The 19,753-nt window shown below is 71.3% G+C and carries 18 protein-coding genes; 11 read left to right on the top strand and 7 right to left on the bottom strand.

Translation table 11 applies throughout. The features are described from left to right. Positions 1-85: 85 nt before the first annotated feature. Together EDF48_RS06415 and EDF48_RS06420 are read right to left on the bottom strand one after the other, a co-directional pair. Positions 86-1,669 carry a CoF synthetase gene (locus EDF48_RS06415; RefSeq protein ID WP_243698050.1) on the bottom strand — a complete coding sequence of 528 codons (1,584 nt, stop codon included), beginning with the start codon at positions 1,667-1,669 and terminating at the stop codon, positions 86-88. Beyond that, a complete protein-coding gene (locus EDF48_RS06420) occupies positions 1,666-2,703 on the bottom strand; it encodes a hypothetical protein (protein ID WP_131878892.1) in 1,038 nt (345 codons plus the stop codon). The genes EDF48_RS06415 and EDF48_RS06420 overlap by 4 nt, the downstream gene beginning before the upstream one ends. Before the next feature lie 103 nt (positions 2,704-2,806). On the opposite strand from EDF48_RS06420, the gene EDF48_RS06425 reads away from it, so the two are divergent. The 5 genes from EDF48_RS06425 to EDF48_RS06445 all read left to right on the top strand — a co-directional run bounded on the left by EDF48_RS06425 (position 2,807) and on the right by EDF48_RS06445 (position 7,322). Next, on the top strand, positions 2,807-3,184 hold the full coding sequence (locus EDF48_RS06425; protein WP_123938251.1) for a holo-ACP synthase: 378 nt from the start codon (positions 2,807-2,809) through the stop codon (positions 3,182-3,184). 124 nt (positions 3,185-3,308) lie between these two features. Beyond that, positions 3,309-3,617 (top strand): acyl carrier protein, encoded by a 309-nt coding sequence (locus tag EDF48_RS06430; RefSeq protein ID WP_123292585.1) that lies wholly within the window; start codon positions 3,309-3,311, stop codon positions 3,615-3,617. Beyond that, positions 3,614-4,789 (top strand): acyl-CoA dehydrogenase family protein, encoded by a 1,176-nt coding sequence (locus EDF48_RS06435; protein WP_200849193.1) that lies wholly within the window; start codon positions 3,614-3,616, stop codon positions 4,787-4,789. The genes EDF48_RS06430 and EDF48_RS06435 overlap by 4 nt, the downstream gene beginning before the upstream one ends. Further along, the gene (locus EDF48_RS06440) at positions 4,786-5,739 is read left to right on the top strand and encodes an amino acid--[acyl-carrier-protein] ligase (RefSeq protein ID WP_131878894.1); all 954 of its coding nucleotides are present in this window, start codon (positions 4,786-4,788) and stop codon (positions 5,737-5,739) included. Before EDF48_RS06435 ends, EDF48_RS06440 begins: the two co-directional genes overlap by 4 nt. Then, on the top strand, positions 5,736-7,322 hold the full coding sequence (locus tag EDF48_RS06445) for an alpha/beta fold hydrolase (RefSeq protein ID WP_131878896.1): 1,587 nt from the start codon (positions 5,736-5,738) through the stop codon (positions 7,320-7,322). The genes EDF48_RS06440 and EDF48_RS06445 overlap by 4 nt, the downstream gene beginning before the upstream one ends. A 174-nt stretch (positions 7,323-7,496) precedes the next feature. Here EDF48_RS06445 and EDF48_RS06450 read toward each other — a convergent pair whose 3' ends face one another. Next, positions 7,497-8,423 carry an alpha/beta hydrolase gene (locus EDF48_RS06450; protein WP_165932334.1) on the bottom strand — a complete coding sequence of 309 codons (927 nt, stop codon included), beginning with the start codon at positions 8,421-8,423 and terminating at the stop codon, positions 7,497-7,499. Positions 8,424-8,476: 53 nt separating this feature from the next. Beyond that, the gene (locus EDF48_RS06455) at positions 8,477-8,965 is read right to left on the bottom strand and encodes a peroxiredoxin (protein ID WP_111085695.1); all 489 of its coding nucleotides are present in this window, start codon (positions 8,963-8,965) and stop codon (positions 8,477-8,479) included. Between the two features lie 241 nt (positions 8,966-9,206). Between EDF48_RS06455 and aceE the strand changes: the two genes are divergently transcribed. The 6 genes from aceE (at position 9,207) to EDF48_RS06485 (ending at position 16,921) form a co-directional block, all read left to right on the top strand. Further along, the gene (gene aceE / locus EDF48_RS06460; RefSeq protein ID WP_131878900.1) at positions 9,207-11,951 is read left to right on the top strand and encodes a pyruvate dehydrogenase (acetyl-transferring), homodimeric type; all 2,745 of its coding nucleotides are present in this window, start codon (positions 9,207-9,209) and stop codon (positions 11,949-11,951) included. Positions 11,952-11,988: 37 nt separating this feature from the next. Beyond that, positions 11,989-13,203, top strand: coding sequence for a helix-turn-helix domain-containing protein (locus EDF48_RS06465; RefSeq protein WP_111085717.1), 1,215 nt, complete (start codon positions 11,989-11,991; stop codon positions 13,201-13,203). Between the two features lie 78 nt (positions 13,204-13,281). Next, positions 13,282-14,223: an ACP S-malonyltransferase gene (locus EDF48_RS06470; RefSeq protein ID WP_123292580.1), complete on the top strand. Its 942-nt coding sequence runs from the start codon at positions 13,282-13,284 to the stop codon at positions 14,221-14,223. Then, positions 14,220-15,224 (top strand): beta-ketoacyl-ACP synthase III, encoded by a 1,005-nt coding sequence (locus EDF48_RS06475; protein WP_123938256.1) that lies wholly within the window; start codon positions 14,220-14,222, stop codon positions 15,222-15,224. The genes EDF48_RS06470 and EDF48_RS06475 overlap by 4 nt, the downstream gene beginning before the upstream one ends. A gap of 120 nt (positions 15,225-15,344) precedes the next feature. Continuing rightward, complete coding sequence (locus tag EDF48_RS06480; protein WP_017886710.1) at positions 15,345-15,593, top strand: acyl carrier protein; 249 nt, start codon at positions 15,345-15,347, stop codon at positions 15,591-15,593. Positions 15,594-15,676: 83 nt separating this feature from the next. After that, the gene (locus EDF48_RS06485) at positions 15,677-16,921 is read left to right on the top strand and encodes a beta-ketoacyl-[acyl-carrier-protein] synthase family protein (protein WP_131878902.1); all 1,245 of its coding nucleotides are present in this window, start codon (positions 15,677-15,679) and stop codon (positions 16,919-16,921) included. A gap of 202 nt (positions 16,922-17,123) precedes the next feature. Here EDF48_RS06485 and EDF48_RS06490 read toward each other — a convergent pair whose 3' ends face one another. From EDF48_RS06490 to EDF48_RS06500, 3 genes are all read right to left on the bottom strand, one after another. Next, positions 17,124-17,624, bottom strand: a complete 501-nt coding sequence (locus EDF48_RS06490) for a DUF3145 domain-containing protein (RefSeq protein WP_243698051.1) — start codon at positions 17,622-17,624, stop codon at positions 17,124-17,126. A 170-nt stretch (positions 17,625-17,794) separates the two neighbouring features. Beyond that, a complete protein-coding gene (locus EDF48_RS06495; protein WP_131878904.1) occupies positions 17,795-18,625 on the bottom strand; it encodes a DUF1684 domain-containing protein in 831 nt (276 codons plus the stop codon). Continuing rightward, the gene (locus EDF48_RS06500) at positions 18,622-19,746 is read right to left on the bottom strand and encodes an AI-2E family transporter (RefSeq protein WP_185094211.1); all 1,125 of its coding nucleotides are present in this window, start codon (positions 19,744-19,746) and stop codon (positions 18,622-18,624) included. The genes EDF48_RS06495 and EDF48_RS06500 overlap by 4 nt, the downstream gene beginning before the upstream one ends. Between the last annotated feature and the right edge of the window lie 7 nt (positions 19,747-19,753).

Genomic DNA, 19,753 nt, shown 5'->3' on the forward strand with positions numbered 1-19,753 from the left:
GAAGGGTGCGAGGTTCCGTACCCGGTGCGCCCCGACGGGACCCGCACCGAAGACGGAACCTCGCACGGAACCGCACCGCCCCCGCTCACGCCTCCTTCGGCGCGACCCACGTCAGGTCGAGCTCCCACTGCTCCACGGAGCCGGCCGGCAACTGCCACACGTACTCGTTCTTGAGCTTCTTGCCGTCCTCGCGGAACGGCCCCGTCCGGTACGGGTAGAACGCCACCGTCGGCAGTGTGCCGGGCGGCGCAGTGCGGATCGCGTTCGAGAAGTCCTTGTTCAGCCGCCGCAGTTCGGCGATGACCGCGGGGCGCGCCGCGTCCGAGTCGAAGTCACCGGCTCCGGTGGCGAGCTGGAACGCGATGTGCAGCTGCCGGTCGCCCCGGTCGTCCTCGTAGCTGATGAGCCGGTGGTTCTCGACGGCCTCGAGCAGCTCCGGGTCGCCGTAGACCACGTCGCGCACGACATCGGGCGCGACGACCGCGCCGTTGTAGTCGACGGACAGGTCGGACCGGCCGTAGTGGAACAGCAGCGGCAGGTCGAGCTCGGCGGCGTCGGCGAGTTCGTCGAAGCCGTGTGCGCGGAGCGTCTGCCGCAGTGGACGCATCCGGACGACGTGCCCGCGGTCGTGGATGTTGTACCGGATCCGCGGACTGATGTTCTCGGACCGGGTGATCGTGACGACGAGTTCGCCGAGTTCGTTCGTCTCGATCAGGTACCCGAACGGGTTGAACTGGAACACCATCGGCAGCACGCCGTACTCGGCCTGCTTCGTCAGCGCGGCGGACAGCTCGGGCGACGCCGCGATCGCCCGACGCAGCTGCACGCTGAACGGCGTCTCGATGCCGAGGTTGATCTCGAGGTCGCTCGCCCCGTACGACCCGAGGACGGCCTGCGCGTACTGCTCGATGTGGGCGCGCATGTTCTCGCTGATGCCCTCGCCACCGAACGCCGCGACGATCGTGTACTCGCTCCAGTCGATCCGGTCGTCCTCGAACAGCGCCTTCAGGAACGGCGGGTAGCTGCAGATGATGTACGTGAAGTCGGTGCCGAACTCGCGCATCGTCTGCACGATCTTGTCGCGGTCGGGCCCGATCGACTTGATCATCGACGACTCGGTGAGCGACGCCGTCACGTTCATGCCGGTTGCCCACGCCCCGAGCGAGAACGCGTTGAGCACGAACGGCTGCTTCGGCAGGTCCTTCGCGGTGCGCGAGAACCCGAGCTGCAGCAGTTGCCGTGTGGCCTGGCGTTCGTCGGGACCGCGCACCCAGCTGGTCGGCGTGCCGCTCGACCCGCTCGACTCGTCGACGACGACCCCGCGCCGTGGCAGCCGTCCGTCGACGCAGCGCTCGGGGATGCTCCACCGCTTGACGTACGACTCCTTGTCCATCTCGGGCAGCCCCGAGATCGCTGCGGCGATCCCGCCACGCGTGTCGAGACGGAACGGACGGGAGGCCCGCCCCGCCTCCGCCAGGAACGCCCCGTACGCAGGCACCCGCTTCGCAGCCCGCTCCACGGTCCGCCAGGCACGCCAGCGTCCGAGGGTCCAGCGGAGCGGCTCGATGCCCGGCGTGAGCAGGAGCTTGTGGGTGCCGACGCGCGGCATGAACAGCGCCACGAAGGTCTCGACGACCCAGACGACCGTGAAGACCGCCGCGCGCTTCACCGTGCACCCCCGAGCGTCATGGCGGCCGCGGGTCTGCGGTGTGCCAGGGGTGGTGGCGCGCTGTGCCCGAAGCGGAAGAGCATCCACGCCATCCGACCGTCGGACTCGTCGACGCCGGCCTGTTCGACGAAGGCGGCGTGCGAGCGCGGGTTCGTGATCACGGTGCCGAACGGGTGCAGGGCGATCCCCCGCGCGGTGAACTCGAGCCAGATCCGCATGAACACGCGGCCGGCCTCGACGTACTCGGCCGGCGTGCGGAACGGCCCTTCGAGCCAGCCGAGCTGCCGGACCCCGCGCATGGTCGACAGGTACACGCGCTTGAAGACCCCGCCGACTCCGGGTGCTTCCCACAGCCCGCGGTGCTCCATCGCGAACCGGAGCACCGGTCCGGGCATGAGCATCGTCTCGGCCGACAAGCCGTCACCGGTCGTCGCCGCCTGCCGCTTCGAGAACCGCAGCCAGTGCAGGATCTCGTCGTGCACGGCGTCGTGCTGCAGGTCGTCGAACAGCGTCTCCTGGTTGACGCGCACGATCTCGTCGACGGTCGCCCGGTCGGACGTGGTGCGGAAGCGCTGCCCGGCTGCCGACGCGATGGCGGACGCGGCCTCGATCGCTGAGTCGTCCACCAGGGTGGCGTCGTAGGGCCTGCGTGAGGTGCGCCGCGCGAGGAAGCGGGCCAGGGCCTCCCGGTCGTCCGCCGTGACCGCCCGCGGACGCAAGGTCACGCTGCCCAAGCGGTGCAGACCGTCATCGGCCGCGCCGTCCAGCCGGCCGAAGTCCATCTCGGCGTGGTCGAGCCGCTCCTGCACGGAGAAACCGTGCGCCCGGGCGACGACCTCGAGCCCGGCCAGGAACACCCCCGCGCAGACGTGCCCGAACGGGATGCCGAAGGACTCCGCCGGCAGCCCCCGTCGCAGGTCGTAGAACACGGTCGCGGTGCGGTCGTCCTCGACGCGCACGACGATCGGTTGCGAGTTGTGCGGCGACGGGTAGTGTCGCGCGTCCTCGATGATGCCGGTCCACGGTGATGCCATCGGTTCCCCCTCGGTGGTCTCTGGCACCGATCATACGAACCCCCTCCGACGCCCATGCCGCTGCCGGCATGCGGGGTCGCCGCGACCTGCGTAGCCTGCTGCCATGGGCACGATCCGGACCGGCACCGACCTCGCCGCGGTCGAGGACGTCGTCGCGAGCATCTCCGCCCACGGTGAGCGGTACCTGGACCGGCTCTTCACCGTGCGGGAGCGTACCGACGCGGGCGACGACCCGGAGCGTCTGGCGGCACGGTTCGCGGGCAAGGAAGCGGTGGTGAAGCTCCTCCGCCCCGCGCCGGAACAGGCGATCCCGCTGCGCGACGTGGCGATCGTCCTCGACGACCGCGGGGCGCCGACGGTCGAGCTGACCGGGGCCGCCGCCGCGCTGGCCGAGTCGGTCGGGTGCGGCCCGATCGCGGTGTCACTCGCGCACGAGCGGGGGCTGGCCGTGGCGACGGCGGTCGCGCTGTCCGACCGCTGACGGGGCGCACCGGCACCACCGCCCGCGCCACCCTGTACCACCGCACAGGGGCGTCGGACGCCGTGCGGTTTCGCGCACCCGCACGGCGGTTTCCCGAGGCCCGGTCTTCCTTATCGTTGCCGTCATGGACCAGGAACCACAGCTCTCCAGCACGACCGCACCGACGGCGACCACGACCGCGACGCTCGCCGACCCGGCGATCGAGCAGGCCGTCCGCCGCGCCCTCGCCGACCACGGGCGCCTGACCGTGGACGCGCAGGACGTCGCCTCGATCGCCGACCTGTACGCGCTCGGGCTGTCGTCGCACGCCACGGTGAACGTCATGCTCGCCGTCGAGTCCGAGCTCGACGTCGAGTTCCCCGACTCGGTCCTGAACCGGTCCACCTTCGCCACCGTCGAGTCGATCGTGGCCGCTGCGGAGCTCGCCTCGTGACCCTGACCATGGCGGCGACCGCGGTCGTCGACCGGTTCGCCGAGCGTGCCGCCGCCGTCGCCGCGGTCGCTGCGCAGTTCGCGGACGAGGTCGACCGCGACGCCCGTCCGCCGCGCGAGGCCATCGCGGCGATGCGCGAGTACGGTCTGCTCGCCGCTGCCGTCCCCGCCGAGCACGGTGGCGAGGGCGCTTCGGTGTCCGAGCTCTCCGCGATCGCCACCGAGCTCGGGCGTGCCTGTGCCGCCACCGGGATGGTCTTCGCGATGCACCAGGGTCAGGTGATGGCGCTCTGGCGGCACGGCGGCGACGGTGCCGGGGTGCTCGAGACCATCGCCGCGGTCCGTGACGGCGCACTCGTCGCCTCGGCCACCACGGAGCGCGGGGTCGGTGGCGACGCCCGTCGTTCGACGTGCTCGATCGAGGCAACCGACGACGGCCGGATCCGCCTGCGCAAGGACGCGCCGGTGATCTCGTACGCCACCGAGGCCGACGCGGTGTTCGTCACCGCCCGCCGCGACCCGGACGCCCCGGCCTCCGACCAGCGGCTGCTCATCTGCCGGACCGACTCGATGCTGCTGTCGCAGACCTCCACCTGGGACACCATGGGGCTGCGCGGGACCTGCAGCAACGGCTGGATCCTCGACACCGAGACCACGGTCGACCGGGTGTTCCGCGACGACTACGCCGCGATCTCGGCGCAGACGGTCCTGCCGGTGTCGCACGTGCTCTGGGCCTCGGTGTGGCTCGGCATCGCCGCCTCGGCAAGCGAGCGCGCCCGGACCGCCGTCCGCAAGCAGGCCCGCGCCGCGATCGGGACGACCCCGCCCGGAGCACTCCGGCTCGCCGAACTCCTGGTCGACCTGCAGGCCCTCGCCGACTCCGTCCGGCACGCCGCCGAGCGGTTCGACGCCGCCGCCGACGACCCCGAGGTGCTCGCCTCGAGCGCCTACGCCCTCGCCGCGAACGCCCTGAAGATCGGGGCGTCCGAGCGCGTCACCGACATCGTCACGAAGGCGATGCGGATCGTCGGGATCGCGGGCTACGCCGCCTCAGGTCCGATGAGCATCGCCCGACACCTCCGAGACGCCCACGGCGCCGCCGTCATGGTGAGCAACGACCGTCTCCTCAAGAACGACGCCGACCTGGCCCTCATGACGGGAGTGATCCTGTGACCCTCACGGACCCCACCACCACCACCACCACCGCTCCGGACCTCGACGCCGCCCGCGCCGCACTCCGTGCCCGCCTGCTCGCCGACCGCGTGCTCATCGACCTCGGCTCCCCCGGGCTGTACGGCCGCACCGGCGTGTTCGAGCGCGTGTACACGGCCGTCGACGCCGCAGCCGAGCGCAGCCAGCAGGACCTCGACGCCGAGGTGCTGCGGTTCCCGCCGGTCGAGCCGCTCGCCGCGTTCGAGCGCACCGACTACATCGCGTCGTTCCCGGACCTCGCCGCGTCGATCTCCGGCTTCACCGGCGACGACCGCACGCACCGGGCACTGCTCGCCGCCCGCGAGCGCGGTGAGCGCTGGGAGGGCTTCCTCGAGCCCGCCGACCTCATGCTCACCCCCGCGGTCTGCCACCCGGTGTACGGCCTGGTCGGCGACACGATCCCGCAGGAGGGCCGCTTCTTCGACATCGTCGGCGACTCCTTCCGCCGCGAGCCGTCGCTCGACCCGATGCGCCTGCAGGCCTTCCACATGCACGAGTTCGTGCACATCGGCACGCCGGCGTCGGCCCAGCAGCACCGCGACGGCCGGATCCCGGTGATGCGCGAGCTGCTCGAGTCGTTCGGGCTCGAGATCGACGTCGTCCCCGCCAACGACCCGTTCTTCGGCCGCGTCGGGCAGATGCTCGCCCGCAACCAGGTCGAGCAGGCGCTCAAGTTCGAGTTCGTCACGCCGGTCTACGGTGACGACCACCCGACCACGGCGATCAGCTCGGCGAACCTGCACGAGGACCACTTCGGCACCTCGTTCGGCCTCCGCACCGCCGACGGCAAGGTCGCCCACAGCGCCTGCATCGCCTTCGGCCTGGAGCGCATCACCATCGCCCTGTTCGCCGCACACGGCACGGACGTCGACGCCTGGCCGGCGTCGGTCCGCGCGGCACTCGAGCTGTGACGACGCTGCACGGATGGTCCGGTTCACCGGCCGTCCGGGCCGCCGTGCAGCTGCCGCCCGCGGCGCGGGCCGGCGTCGTCATCTGCCCGCCGCTGGGTCAGGAAGGCGTGATCGCGTACCGCACGCTCCGCCTGCTCGCAGACCGCCTGGAGGCCCGTGGCATCGCCTCGGTGCGCTACGACCCGTCCGGACGCGGTGACGGCGCACCCGACACCGACCCCGACGCGCAGGTCCGGTCCGCACGCCACGCGGCCGCCGTGCTCCGCACGTCGGGAGTGCAGCACGTCGCGTTCGTCGGACTCGCCTCCGCAGCCCTCGTCGCCGCGGCCGCCGCGGAGGAAACCGACGCCCTGCTCGTCTGGGACGCCCCGGCGTCCGGTCGGGGCTGGCTCCGTCGGCAACGTGCCCTGGCGACGATCACGATCGGCAGCGAGCGGATCGTGGACGGCGTCGAGAGCCTGATCGGCATCGAGGTCGAACCCGACGAGGCGACGGCGCTCTCCGCCCTCGCGTTCGCGCCGCGCACCGGTCCGACCGTGGCGTTGGTGCGGCCCGAGACCCGCGCGCCGAAGGCCCTCGGTCCCGTCGAGACCGTCGAGGTGCCCGGCAGTGCCGAGTTGCTCGACGGCACGAGCATCCACGCCCGGATCCCTGGAGCCGCGGTCGACCGAGCCGTCGCCTGGCTCGACGCCTGGGCGCCGACCGCTGCGGCGCCGGTGGTGCCGCCCGTGCTCGACGAGGTCCTGGACGTCGACGGCCGCGTGTCGGAGCGCATCGTCCACCTCGGCCCCGACGCGTTGTTCGCCGTCGAGACCGTGTCGTCCGCCCAGCACCACGACGCCCCGCTCGTCGTCCTGCACAACGGCGCCGCCGAACACCGGGTCGGCGCCACCGACTACCAGGTCGACCTCGCCCGTGCGCTCGCGCGTGACGGCGCCCGCGTCGTCCGGGTCGACCGCCGTGCCACCGGCGAGAGCACCAGCGTGCGCGAGGACGAACGCAGCTTCCTCTTCGCCCAGGAGTGGGTGGAGGACCAGTCCGCCGTCGTCGCCGACCTCGGCACCCCCTCGGACCGCCTGGTGCTCGTCGGCATGTGCGCCGGCGCGTGGCTCGCCGGTCGGTCGGCCGACGAGGCTCCGCGCCTGGTCGTCGAGATCAGCCCGAACGACTACCGCCGGCAGCCGGCGGCACCGGGCAGCTACGAGGACGCCGTGCGGGCGATCGACGCCCCCTCGGCCGGTCGGCTGTGGGTCCGCCAGCGGTACAACGCCGTCGTGCCGAAGGCCCTGCGCGAGTGGATCGCGCGGCGGGATCGGGTCGGCGGCGTCGTCGAGCACGTCCGACCGCTCGTGGAGCACGGCACCGACGTCGTCGTGATCGCCGCCCCGGACGACGCCGCGCTGTTCGACCGGCTCGGCGGACAGAAGGCCCTGCGCCGCTACGGCGGTGTCGGTCGGCGCGGTTCGGTGTCGATCGTGCGGGTCGAGGACGGCGACCACTCGCTGTTCTCCCCCGTGATGCGTCGCGCCGTGCGCGCCGAGGTGCGTTCCCGCGTCGCGGCGACGTTCCCCGTCCCCGCCTGACCCGTCGACCCGCTCCGGTGCGTGTGCATCGAGCGACGTTCCACGAGCGGATCGACTCGTGGTCTGTCGCAGTGTGCGCACGCATCAGGTGCGTGTGCATGTTCCGACGATCCACCGGTCGATCGACGCGTGCTTCGTCGGAACATGCGCGCGCAACGACAGCGCGCGCGAGCGTCAGGCGAGCCCGAGCTCCCGGGCCACGGCGTCCGGGTGCTCGACGTGCGCGAAGTGCCCGCAGTCGTCGAGCAGCACCGTGCGGACCTGCGGCACGAACTCCCGCAGGGCCTCGAGGTCCGAGACGCGCGCGAACACGTCGTCGCGCCCGGCGATCGCGGTGACCGGGCAGGTGATCCCCCGCCAGCGGCCGAGGTCGTAGCCCGCAGCGGTCCGCGCCGCGTCGGTGAACCGGGTCGGCCGGAGTTCCTGGACGAAGGCGTCGAGCACGCTGCGGTCGAGGCGTCGCACGTGCGTGAACACGGGTGCGGCGAGCAGCGGCAGTAGCCCGACGCGAGACAGCGCCCGGAGCATCGGCCGCGCGGCCTCGCCGGTGATCGACAGGCCCGCACGCAGCAGGGTGAACGACGGCAGCGTCCGGAGCCCTCGGAGCGGGTGCCGTGCGGCGTCCGCGGTCGCGACGGTCGTGCCGGACACGAGGGCCACCGAGCGCACGAGCCGGGGCGCGACGACCGCCAGGTGCATCCCGACGAAGGCCCCCATCGAGTGCCCGACGACGTCCACCGTCGTGATCCCGAGTGCATCCAGCACCGCGACCAGCGACACGGCCACGTCGTCGAGGTCGAACGAACCGCTCGGCGCCGGCGACGATCCCCAGCCCGGCAGGTCGACGAGCACGAGGCCACGGTCACCGACGCCGTGCGCCGCGGTCAGCAGCGGGGTCCACGTCGACCAGGAGCCCGCGACGCCGTGCAGCAGCAGGAGCGGGTCGGGACCCGCGCGGTGGTGCACCACGACGGGTCCTGCGGGCGTCAGGACCTCGGTACGCCGGAGGTGCCACGCGGCGGGCGTGGGCGACACCGGGTAGGGGGCGTAGGCCTCGGTGGTGACCACACGGTCACGTGCGTCCGTGTCGATGGCGTGCACCGGGCCTCCTGTCCGCTGTCGACGCGGATGCGTCGCAGGAGGGATTCGGAACGCTAGCCGACCGGGACGGGTGCGGTGCAGGCGGCGAGGCGGTCGAGCGCGGCCTTGTACTCGGCGACGTCGCGCTGCAGGCCGGGCTCGGTGATGATCGAGGCCTTGATGCGGCCCTGCACGTCGATGACGAAGGTCGCACGGGTGGCGAAGCCCTTGTGCTCGAGGAAGACGCCGTACTCCTTCGAGACCGCGCCGTGCGGCCAGAAGTCGGCGAGGAGCTCGAAGTCGTAGCCGTTGAGCTCGGCGAAGGAGCGGAGCGTCGCCTTGGAGTCGACCGAGATGCCGATGAGCTCGACGCGCTGGTCCTGGAACATCGCGACGTTGTCCTGCAGGGCGCAGAGCTCGTTCGTGCAGTTCGACGAGAACGCGAGCGGGAAGAAGACGAGTGCGACCGGGCGGTTGCCGCGGAAGTCGCTGAGTCGGACGTGCTCACCGAACTGGTTCGGGAGCTCGAAGTCCGGCGCGAGAGAGCCGATCTCGAGAGCCATCGGGACGTGTGCTTCTTCCTCGGGTGTGGGGTGTACCCGTCGGGTCCGTGCGCACGCGGGTCGCGTGTGCACGATCGGCCATGCTACGCCGACCGCACCCGAATGCAAGCACCCGCCACGTGCACCGCACCATCAGCATCACCGTCGGTGCTGGGGCCTAGAGTGGACGGGGCCCCATCCGGTCGTGACCCGACCACCGGAGCCACCATGTCCACCACCACGAGAACGAACGAGGTCAAGGGTGACGGTGAACGACCAGGACCCGTACAGCACCGGGGCGAACGACCAGGACCCGCAGGAGACCGCCGAATGGCGTGAGTCCCTCGACGGATTGGTCCAGACCCACGGACACCAGCGCGGTCGCGAGATCATGCTGAGCCTGCTCAAGCGGTCCAAGGAACTGCACCTCGGTGTGCCGATGGTCCCGACGACGGACTACGTGAACACCATCGCGCCGGAGAACGAACCCGAGTTCCCCGGCGACGAGGAACTGGAGCGCCGGTACCGCCGGTGGATCCGCTGGAACGCGGCCATCACGGTGCACCGCGCGCAGCGTCCGGGCATCAGCGTCGGCGGCCACATCTCGACGTACGCGTCGAGCGCCGCGCTGTACGAGGTCGGCTACAACCACTTCTTCCGCGCGCAGGACCACGCGTCCGGCGGCGACCAGGTGTTCTTCCAGGGCCACGCCTCCCCCGGCATGTACGCCCGCGCTTACATGGAAGGGCGTCTCGGCGAGGACCAGCTCGACGGGTTCCGTCAGGAGAAGTCCCATGCCGGCGGCGGCCTGTCGTCGTACCCGCACCCCCGGCTCATGCCGCACTTCTGGCAGTTCCCGACCGTGTCGATGGGCATCGGCCCGATCAACGCGATCTACCAGGCGCAGCAGGCCAAGTACCTCACCAACCGCGGCATCAAGGACGCCTCCGACCAGCAGGTCTGGGCGTTCCTCGGCGACGGCGAGATGGACGAGGTCGAGTCGCGCGGACAGCTCCAGGTCGCGGCGAACGACGGCCTCGACAACCTGAACTTCGTGATCAACTGCAATCTGCAGCGGCTCGACGGTCCGGTGCGCGGCAACGGCAAGATCATCCAGGAGCTCGAGGCGTTCTTCCGCGGAGCGGGCTGGAACGTCATCAAGGTCGTCTGGGGGCGTGAGTGGGACGACCTGCTCGCCCGCGACACCGAGGGCGCGCTGCTCAACCTGATGAACCAGACGCCGGACGGCGACTACCAGACGTACAAGGCCGAGAACGGCGCGTACGTCCGCGAGAACTTCTTCGGGCGCGACCCGAAGGCGCTCGAGCTCATCGAGGGCTACAGCGACGACCAGGTCTGGAACCTCAAGCGCGGTGGCCACGACTACCGCAAGGTCTACGCGGCGTTCAAGGCCGCGACCGAGCACAAGGGCCAGCCGACGGTCATCCTGGCGAAGACGGTCAAGGGCTACGGCCTCGGCCCGAGCTTCGAGGGCCGCAACGCGACCCACCAGATGAAGAAGCTCACGCTCGACAACCTCAAGCAGTTCCGCGACGAGATGCGCATCCCGATCTCCGACGCGCAGCTGGAGGAGAACCCCTACACGCCGCCGTACTACCACCCGGGCAACGACGACGAGGCGATCCAGTACATGCACGAGCGTCGTCAGGCGCTCGGCGGCTACGTGCCGGAGCGTCGCACGAAGTACACCACGATCACCCTCCCCGAGGACGCGAAGTACCAGGTCGTCAAGAAGGGCTCCGGCAAGCAGGAGATCGCCACCACCATGGCGTTCGCCCGGCTGCTGAAGGACCTTCTGCGCTCCCCGGACTTCGGCAACCGCGTGGTGCCGATCATCCCGGACGAAGCCCGCACGTTCGGCATGGACGCGTACTTCCCGACGGCGAAGATCTACAACCCGAACGGCCAGCACTACACCTCGGTCGACCGCGAGCTGCTCCTGGCGTACAAGGAGAGCCCGCAGGGCCAGATCATCCACGTCGGCATCAACGAGGCCGGGGCCATGGCCGCGTTCACCGCGGTGGGCACCTCGTACTCGACGCAGGGCGAGCCGCTCATCCCGGTCTACGTCTTCTACTCGATGTTCGGGTTCCAGCGCACGGGTGACGCCATCTGGGCCGCCGGCGACCAGATGACCCGTGGCTTCATGATCGGCGCCACCGCCGGTCGCACGACGCTGACGGGCGAGGGACTGCAGCACGCCGACGGCCACTCGCTGCTCCTCGCGACGACGAACCCGGCCGTGGTGTCGTACGACCCCGCGTACGGGTACGAGATCGGGCACATCGTGCAGGCCGGCCTCGACCGGATGTACGGCACGAACGAGGACGGCTCGCCGAAGCACAGCGACCCGAACGTCATGTACTACCTGACGGTCTACAACGAGCCGATCGTCCAGCCGGCCGAGCCCGAGGGCATCGACGTCGACGGCATCGTCAAGGGCATGTACCTGCTCAAGCCGAGCGAGCACGACGGCCCGAAGGCCCAGCTGCTCGCTTCCGGGGTGGCCGTGCCGTGGATCCTCGAGGCGCAGCAGCTCCTCGCCGAGGACTGGGGCGTCTCCGCCGACGTCTGGAGCGTCACGAGCTGGGGTGAGCTGTACCGCGACGGTCTCGACGCGGAGCAGCACGCGTTCCTCAACCCGAACGAGTCGCCGCGCACGCCGTACGTCACCGAGCGCCTGCTCGCCACCGAGGGGCCGGTCGTCGCCGTCAGCGACTTCATGCACCAGGTGCAGGAGCAGATCCGCCCGTTCGTGCCGACCGACTACGCCACGCTCGGCGCCGACGGCTTCGGCTTCTCGGACACCCGTCCGGCCGCTCGTCGCTTCTTCCACATCGACGGCCCCTCGGTCGTCGTGCGGACGCTGCAGCAGCTCGCCCGCCAGGGCAAGGTCGACGGCGCACTCGTCCAGCAGGCGATCGACAAGTACCGCCTGCACGACGTGACCGCCGGCACCACGGGCAGCGCGGGCGGCGAGAGCTGATCAGCAGGTGACGCCCGTCCAGCCGGACACCGAGGGCCTGTCGAAGGCCCAGAGCCAGGAGAGCGCGCGCGAGCGGGCGCTCTCCTGGCTCCGTCAGGTGTCCGGAGAACTCTCCACCGCCACGATCAAGCGGCTCGAGGACACCCTTCCCTGGTACAGCGAGATGCCGCCGGGGCGCCGCTCCGCCGTGGGCCTCGTCGCCCAGGCAGGCATCACCTCGTTCATCAGCTGGCTCGAGGGCACCGCGTCGACGCCGTGGATCGCCGCGGCCGACGTCTTCGGTTCGGCCCCGCGTGAGCTGCTGCGCTCGGTGAGCCTGCAGCAGACCCTGCAGCTCATCCGCGTGGTCGTGACCGTGGTCGAGGAACGCGCCGCCGACGACGAGATGCTGCAGGAAGCGATCCTCAAGTACTCGCGGGACATCGCCTTCGCGGCGGCGGACGTCTACGCCCGGGCGGCCGAGGCCCGCGGGCTGTGGGACGCCCGACTCGAAGCGCTCGTGGTCGACTCGATCCTGTCGGGCGAGTACGACGACGAGCTGCCGTCCCGCATCGCCGCCCTCGGGTGGCACGGGCACGGCGAGGTCGCGGTGCTCGTCGGCACGGCACCGAAGCAGCTCGAGGTCGACCAGGTCCGCCGCACCGCCCGCCACATGGACGCCGACGTGCTCGTCGGCGTCCAGGGCTCGCGGCTCGTCGTGGTGATCGGGCGCTCGACCCCGCGGGACGACGTGCCCGAGGGCGAGGACCCGGTCTCGTTCACGGCGATCGCGCAGGCGCTCGAGCCGCTGTTCGGCGAGGGCCACCTGGTGCTCGGCAACGAGGTCCCCGGGGTCGTCGACGCCTCGACCAGCGCGAAGGCAGCCCTCGCCGGGTTCGCCGTCGCGCGGGCATGGCGCGGGGTCCCCCGTCCGGCGCTGGCCGACGACCTGCTGCCCGAACGTGCCCTGGCCGGCGACCCGCTCGCCCGGTCCGCCCTGGTGCAGCGGATCTACGTGCCGCTCAAGGACCAGTCCACCGAGCTCCTGCAGACCCTGTGGTGCTACCTGGACACCGGTCGGTCGCTCGAGGCGACGGCGCGCGAGCTCTTCGTGCACCCGAACACCGTCCGCTACCGCCTACGCCGCGTCGCGGACATCATCGGGTGGGACGCCACGCACGCTCGGGACGCCCTGATCGTGCAGTCGGCCCTGATCCTCGGCGCGATGTCCGAATCGGCCACGGGTCGTCGCCGGATCACCCCACGCCGGTAGGGAACCGACAATGTCACGCGGGGTTTCGTGTGGGAAGCCCACACGGGCCCCGCGGTGCATGAGCGACAGGATTGTCCGGTGATCGTCGTCGTCGCGCCCGGACAGGGCTCCCAGACCCCCGGCTTCCTCGCCCCCTGGCTCGAGGACGCCGCCGTTCGTGAACGTGTCGGGCAGTGGTCCGAGTCGATCGGGGTGGACCTCGCCGCACACGGCACCACGTCGGACGCCGACACCATCAAGGACACGGCGCTCGCGCAGCCCCTCATCGTCGCCGCCGGTCTCGTGACCGCCGACGCCCTGCTGGCCGACGGCCGCCGTGCGCTGGTCGGCGGGGTCGCCGGGCACTCGGTCGGCGAGTTCACCGCCGCTGCGGTCGCCGGGGTCCTCGAGCCGACCGACGCCGTGTCGCTCGTCGCCGAGCGCGGCCGGGCCATGGCGGACGCCGCTGCCCTCGAAGCGACCTCGATGGCCGCCGTGCTCGGTGGCGACGCGGACGCGGTCGCCGCAGCACTGGAGTCCCACGGGCTCGTCCCCGCGAACCACAACGGCGGCGGCCAGACCGTCGTCGCCGGCACGGCCGCCGGCATCGCCGCGCTCGTGGCGGACCCGCCCGCCAAGGCCCGCGTGATCCCGCTCGCCGTCGCCGGTGCGTTCCACACCCACTTCATGGCCCCCGCGGTCGAGCGCGTGGCCCCGGTCGCCGCGGCCGCCACGGTGCACGACCCGACCCTGCCGATCTGGACCAACGCCGACGGCTCACGGGTCGACGACGGTCGCCGGTTCGTCGACCTGATGGTCCAGCAGATCGCGAGCCCCGTGCACTGGGACGCCGTGATGGAGTCGTTCGCGGCCGCCGGCGTCACCGGCATCATCGAGCTCGCGCCGGCCGGCGCCCTGGTCGGGCTCGCCAAGCGCGGCCTGCGCGGCACGCCGTCCGTCGCCATCAAGACCCCCGAGGACCTGCCCGCAGCGATCGACCTGCTGCAGCGCGCGGACCAGGAAGCAGACGCCACCGCATGACCGAACGTCCCGCACTCTCCCAGCGCCGCGGCCACGAGTTCACCCGGATCCTGGCCTTCGGCGCCGCCCGCGGCGAGAACGTCGTGCCCAACGACGACCTGGTCGGCCCGATCGACTCGTCCGACGAGTGGATCCGCCAGCGCACCGGGATCATCACGCGCAAGCGTGCCGGCAAGGACGTCGAGGCCGTCGACCTCGCCGAGGCGGCCGCGCGCGAGGCGATCGAGAAGGCCGGCCTGTCCCCCGACCAGATCGGTGTCGTGCTGGTCAGCACCGTGACGCACACCGTCGCGACCCCGTCGATGGCGTCGCTGCTCGCCGAGCGGATCGGCGCGACGCCCGCCGCCGCGTACGACATCAGCGCCGCGTGCGCCGGGTACGCCTACGGCATCGCCCAAGCCGACTCGTTCATCAAGTCCGGCCTCGCCGACCACGTCCTGGTCGTCGGTGCCGAGAAGCTCAGCGACGTCGTCGACCCGACCGACCGCTCGATCTCGTTCCTGCTCGGCGACGGTGCCGGCGCGGCCGTCGTCGGCCCGAGCGACTTCCCCGGCATCGCCCCGACCATCTGGGGCTCGGACGGTTCGAAGTGGGACGCCATCGGCATGACGGCGACCTACAACGAGTGGGAGGCCGGCGCGCCCCGCCCGACCATGCGCCAGGCCGGTCAGACGGTCTTCCGCTGGGCCGTGTGGGAGATGGTGAAGGTCGCCCGCGAAGCCCTCGAGACCGCCGGTGTGCGTCCGGAGGACCTCGCGGCGTTCGTGCCGCACCAGGCGAACATCCGCATCATCGACGAGTTCGCGAAGCAGCTCGGCCTGCCCGAGTCGGTCACGATCGCCCGTGACATCACCACCACCGGCAACACCTCCGCCGCGAGCATCCCGCTCGCCACCCACCGCCTGCTCGAGGAACACCCCGAGCTGTCCGGCGGGCTCGCCCTGCAGATCGGCTTCGGTGCCGGGCTCGTGTTCGGCGCCCAGGTCGTCGTCCTGCCCTGATCCCACCCGGCCGCGCATCCCGCGCGACCAGCGACCACCCCGACGAGTCTCCGGGCGCGAGCACGCTGCGTGCCCTAGGCTGGTCCACGGTCAAACGACACCCCCCTCAAGGAGAAACTCATGGCCCTGTCCAACGAAGAAGTCCTCGCCGGCCTGGCCGAGCTGATCAACGACGAGACCGGTATCGCCACCGACACCGTCGCCGCCGACAAGTCCTTCACGGACGACCTCGACATCGACTCCATCTCGATGATGACCATCGTGGTCAACGCCGAGGAGAAGTTCGACGTGAAGATCCCGGACGAAGAGGTCAAGAACCTCAAGACCGTGGGCAACGCGGTCGACTACATCGTCAAGGCCCAGGCCTGACACGAGCTTCCTGAGCGCCGCGGCCAGCGGTCACCGTCGGCCGCGGCGCTCATCTTGTTCCCCAACGAAAGAACCGTCGTTCCATGACCAAGAAGACCGTCGTCGTCACCGGGATCGGTGCGATCTCACCCCTCGCCGCGACTGCCCCGGAAACGTGGGACGCGCTGCTCGCCGGCAAGTCCGGCATCACCCGCATCGAGGACCCGCGTTACGCCGAGCTCGAACTCCCCGTGGAGTTCGCCGGCCAGGCACGTCGGTTCCTCACCGACCAGCTCACCCGCCCCGAGTCGAAGCGCCTGGACCCCTCTTCGCAGCTGTCGCTCGTCGCGGCGCGTGAGGCGTGGGCCGACGCCGGCATCGACGCCGATTCCGTCGTGCCCGAGCGCCTCATCGTCGACTGGGCGACCGGCATCGGTGGCGTGAACACCCTGCTCGACGCCTGGGACACCCTGCGCGAGAAGGGCCCGCGTCGGGTCCTGCCGATGACGGTCCCGATGCTCATGGCGAACGGTCCGGCCGCTGCCATCGAGATGGAGTTCGGCGCCCGTGGCGGCGCCCGCACCTACCTGTCGGCCTGTGCCTCGTCGACCGAGTCCTTGGCCGAGGCGTACCGCCACGTCGCCGACGGGGACGCCGACATCGTCATCACCGGTGGCGCCGAGGCCGCACTGCACCCGCTGCCCCTGGCGGCGTTCGCGGCGATGCAGGCCCTGTCGCGCCGCAACGACTCCCCCGAGACCGCGTCGCGTCCGTACGACGTCACCCGTGACGGCTTCGTCCTCGGTGACGGCGCCGCGGCGCTCATCCTCGAGTCGAAGGAGCACGCAGAGGCCCGCGGTGCGACCATCTACGCCGAGGTCGCCGGCGCCGGCATCACCTCGGACGCGTTCCACATCACGGCACCGGACCCCGAGGGCAGCGCGGCCGCCCGTGCGGTCCTGCAGGCCCTCGACCACGCCGGAGCCAGCCGCGAGGACGTCGTGCACGTCAACGCGCACGCCACCTCGACCCCGGTCGGCGACGTCGCCGAGTACCACGCCATGCGTCGCGTCTTCGGCGACCACCTCGACGACATCGTCGTGTCGGCGACCAAGGCGTCCACTGGGCACCTGCTCGGTGGCGCCGGTGCGATCGAGGCCGCGTTCACGGTCCTCGCGCTGCACAACCGTGTCGCGCCGCCGACGATCAACCTCAACGACCAGGACCCGGAGATCGTCATGGACGTCGCGCGGGAGCCGCGCGCGCTGCCCGACGGCGACCTCCTCGCGGTGAGCAACTCGTTCGGCTTCGGCGGCCACAACGCCGTGGTCGCGTTCCGCAGCGTCTGATCCGTCGCACCCTGCCAGGAGGCCCGTCCCGCGTCGTCGGGGCGGGCTTCCGTCGTGTGTGTTGCCGGCTTCAGTGCCGCGAAGGCGACAGTTCGCGGCCACACGTTCACGACCGCACCGTCAAAGCGACAGTCTGCGGCCGAATGTTGGCGGCACAGTGTCGCTTTCGCGAAACGGCCGAGACGCCGGCGCGGCCCGAGTCTCAGCCGACGCGGTGCAGCCAGACGACGGGGTTGCCCTCGGCCGCGTGACGGAAGGGCTCGAGCTCGTCGTCCCAGGCCTGTCCGAGCGCGAGCCGGAGCTCACGGTGGAGTTCGAGCGCGTTGCTGCCCGCGACCTCCATCGCGTAGCGGACGCGGTCCTCGGGGACGACCACGTTCCCGGTCACGTCGGTCTGCGCGTAGAAGACCCCGAGGTCGGGCGTGTGCATCCAGCGGCCACCGTCGGACTCGGTCGTCGGTTCCTCGGTCACCTCGTAGCGCAGGTGCTCCCAGCCGCGCAGCGCGGAGGCGATCGCGGCACCGGCGCCGACCGCGCCGGTCCAGGTGAACTCGGTCCGCCGGGCACCGTCCTGTGCCGGCTGGTCGAGCCACGAGAAGTTCACGGCGCGGTTCATCGCGCGACCTGCTGCCCATTCGACGTGCGGGCAGAGCGCGCGGGGTGAGGAGTGCACGTAGAGCACTCCTGTCGTCGTTCCGTTCACGGTTCCTCCGATACGTCAGGTGCGACTTCCCCATCGACCTGGTGCGGAGGATCCGAGCGGCTGCGAGCCACGGAACCATTCGGTATGCGATTGTGATGTCCCGACAGGACACGCCCATTATGCAGCGTTCCGGCTGGGAACGGCAAGGACCCCGCCGAGCGCGGTCCGGTTCAGTGCAGGACGGTGCCCGCAGCGTCGACGGGGTGCCGCTCGCCCGCCGTGATCGGCGCGGGCACGCGGTTCTCGGCCGGCGGGATCGGGCAGGCGAACTGGTACGAGAACGCGCAGGGCGGCAGCACGAGCAGGTTCCAGTCGAGCTCGACCGGGCCCGCGGCGCCGGGGTCGTCGAGGTACAGGAAGCGGCCCATCGAGTAGGTGCTGCCGGGGTCGTCCTCGGCGAGGGCGCTCGTAGTGTCCTGCACGATGAGCTGCAGTCGCGGAGCACCCCGGAACGCCGCGGACCGGACCGCGACGAACCGCATGGTCGTGCTGCCGACGGCCGTCTCGATGTGCCCGGCGACCGGCAGGGCGTCGCCGGCGGCGTCGAGGACGCTGCCACGGGCCTCCTGGTCGTCGCCCGCACCGGGGTCCAGCGGGACGTACGTGCCGGAAGCCACCCAGTCGTCGGACCGGTCGAACCGGGCGATGCGCGCGAAGCGGTGGATCGGCTCCGCCGCGGGGTCCCAGACGCGCAGCGTCGAGCCGGACACGGTGCCCGCGAAGCCGTCGGGGAACCCGACGGCGGACGGGACCACGGCGGTGTCACCGGCGACCAGCACCGTGCCGTCCACCGGGACGCCGTCCACGACGACACCGTCGGTGGCGGCGGCTGTCACCGAGAGGCCGCCGACCGTCGGTGCCCAGGTACCGGGGACCGGCCACACCGGCTGCGGGTGGTCGACGTGCTGGGCGTTCACGAGAGCCAGCGGGCCACGGGGACTGCGTGCCCAGCGGTCGCGTTCGGCGACGTGGTCGGCGAAGTCGGAGGCGGCGTCCGTCACGCCAGCTCCTGGCGCGGGTAGATGACCTTCTGCACGATGATGATGATCGACGCGGCGACGGGCAGGGCGACCAGGGCGCCGAGCACGCCGCCGATCGTGCCGCCGGCCACCGCGGCGATGACGACGAGGGCCCCGGGTACCTGCACGGCACGCGACATGATGCGCGGCGAGATGAGGTACGCCTCGACCTGCATGTAGACGAGGTAGTAGATCGCCGCGGCGAGTGCTGTGGCGGGCGACGCGAACAGGCAGAGCAGCGAGATGACGATCGCGGCGCCGAGGGTGCCGACGAGCGGGATGAGCGAGCCGAGGAACGCGAACGAGGCCAGCAGCACGGGCAGCGGCGCACCGATGATGAGCAGGAACACCAGGCTCAGGATGCCGTTGATGAGTGCCTGCGACACCTGGCCGACGACGTACCGACCGACCGCCTGGGTGATCTGCTCACTGACGTCGATGAAGTTCTCGCGGCGGGACGCCGGAACGAACCGGTACGCCGCACGCTTCATGCCCCGCATCGACGCGAGGAAGTAGAGCATCAAGATGAGGACGATGAGCACGCCGGTGAGCCCCGACAGGATGCCGCTGCCGACCGCCAGGATGCCGCCGCCGACGCTGAGCAGGTTGCCCGGGTTCTCGACGAACGACTGCACCGACTCGAGGGCGTGGTCGATGTCGAACGACCCGGCGAACTGCTTCGACAGGTCCTGCACCCACTGCTGTTTCGAGATGTCGTCGACGACCTCGGGGAAGTTCTGGATCAGGTTCGTCGCCTGCTCGACCAGGATCGGGACGACCGCGAAGACGACCCCGGCGAACGCCGCAAGGACCCCCACGACGACGACGGTGATCGCCGCCCACCGCGGGATGAGCCGCTCGAGGAACGAGACGAGCGGGTCGATGCCGAGCGCGAGGAAGAGCGCGACCCCGATGTAGACGAGGACGGTGCTGAGCTCGCCGATGATGGTGCCGGCGAGCAGCGCGACGAGCACACCGATGGCACCCATGAACCCGATGCGGAAGGCGTTGACGCGCACGCCGGTGCCACCACGGTTCACCTGGAACGTGACGTTCGGCGTCGGACCAGCTGCGTCGTGGTCGTCCTCGCGCTTGCGTTTCATCTGCACG

It is taken from the genome of Curtobacterium sp. PhB191, assembly GCF_004346515.1.
Classification (GTDB): Bacteria; Actinomycetota; Actinomycetes; order Actinomycetales; family Microbacteriaceae; genus Curtobacterium.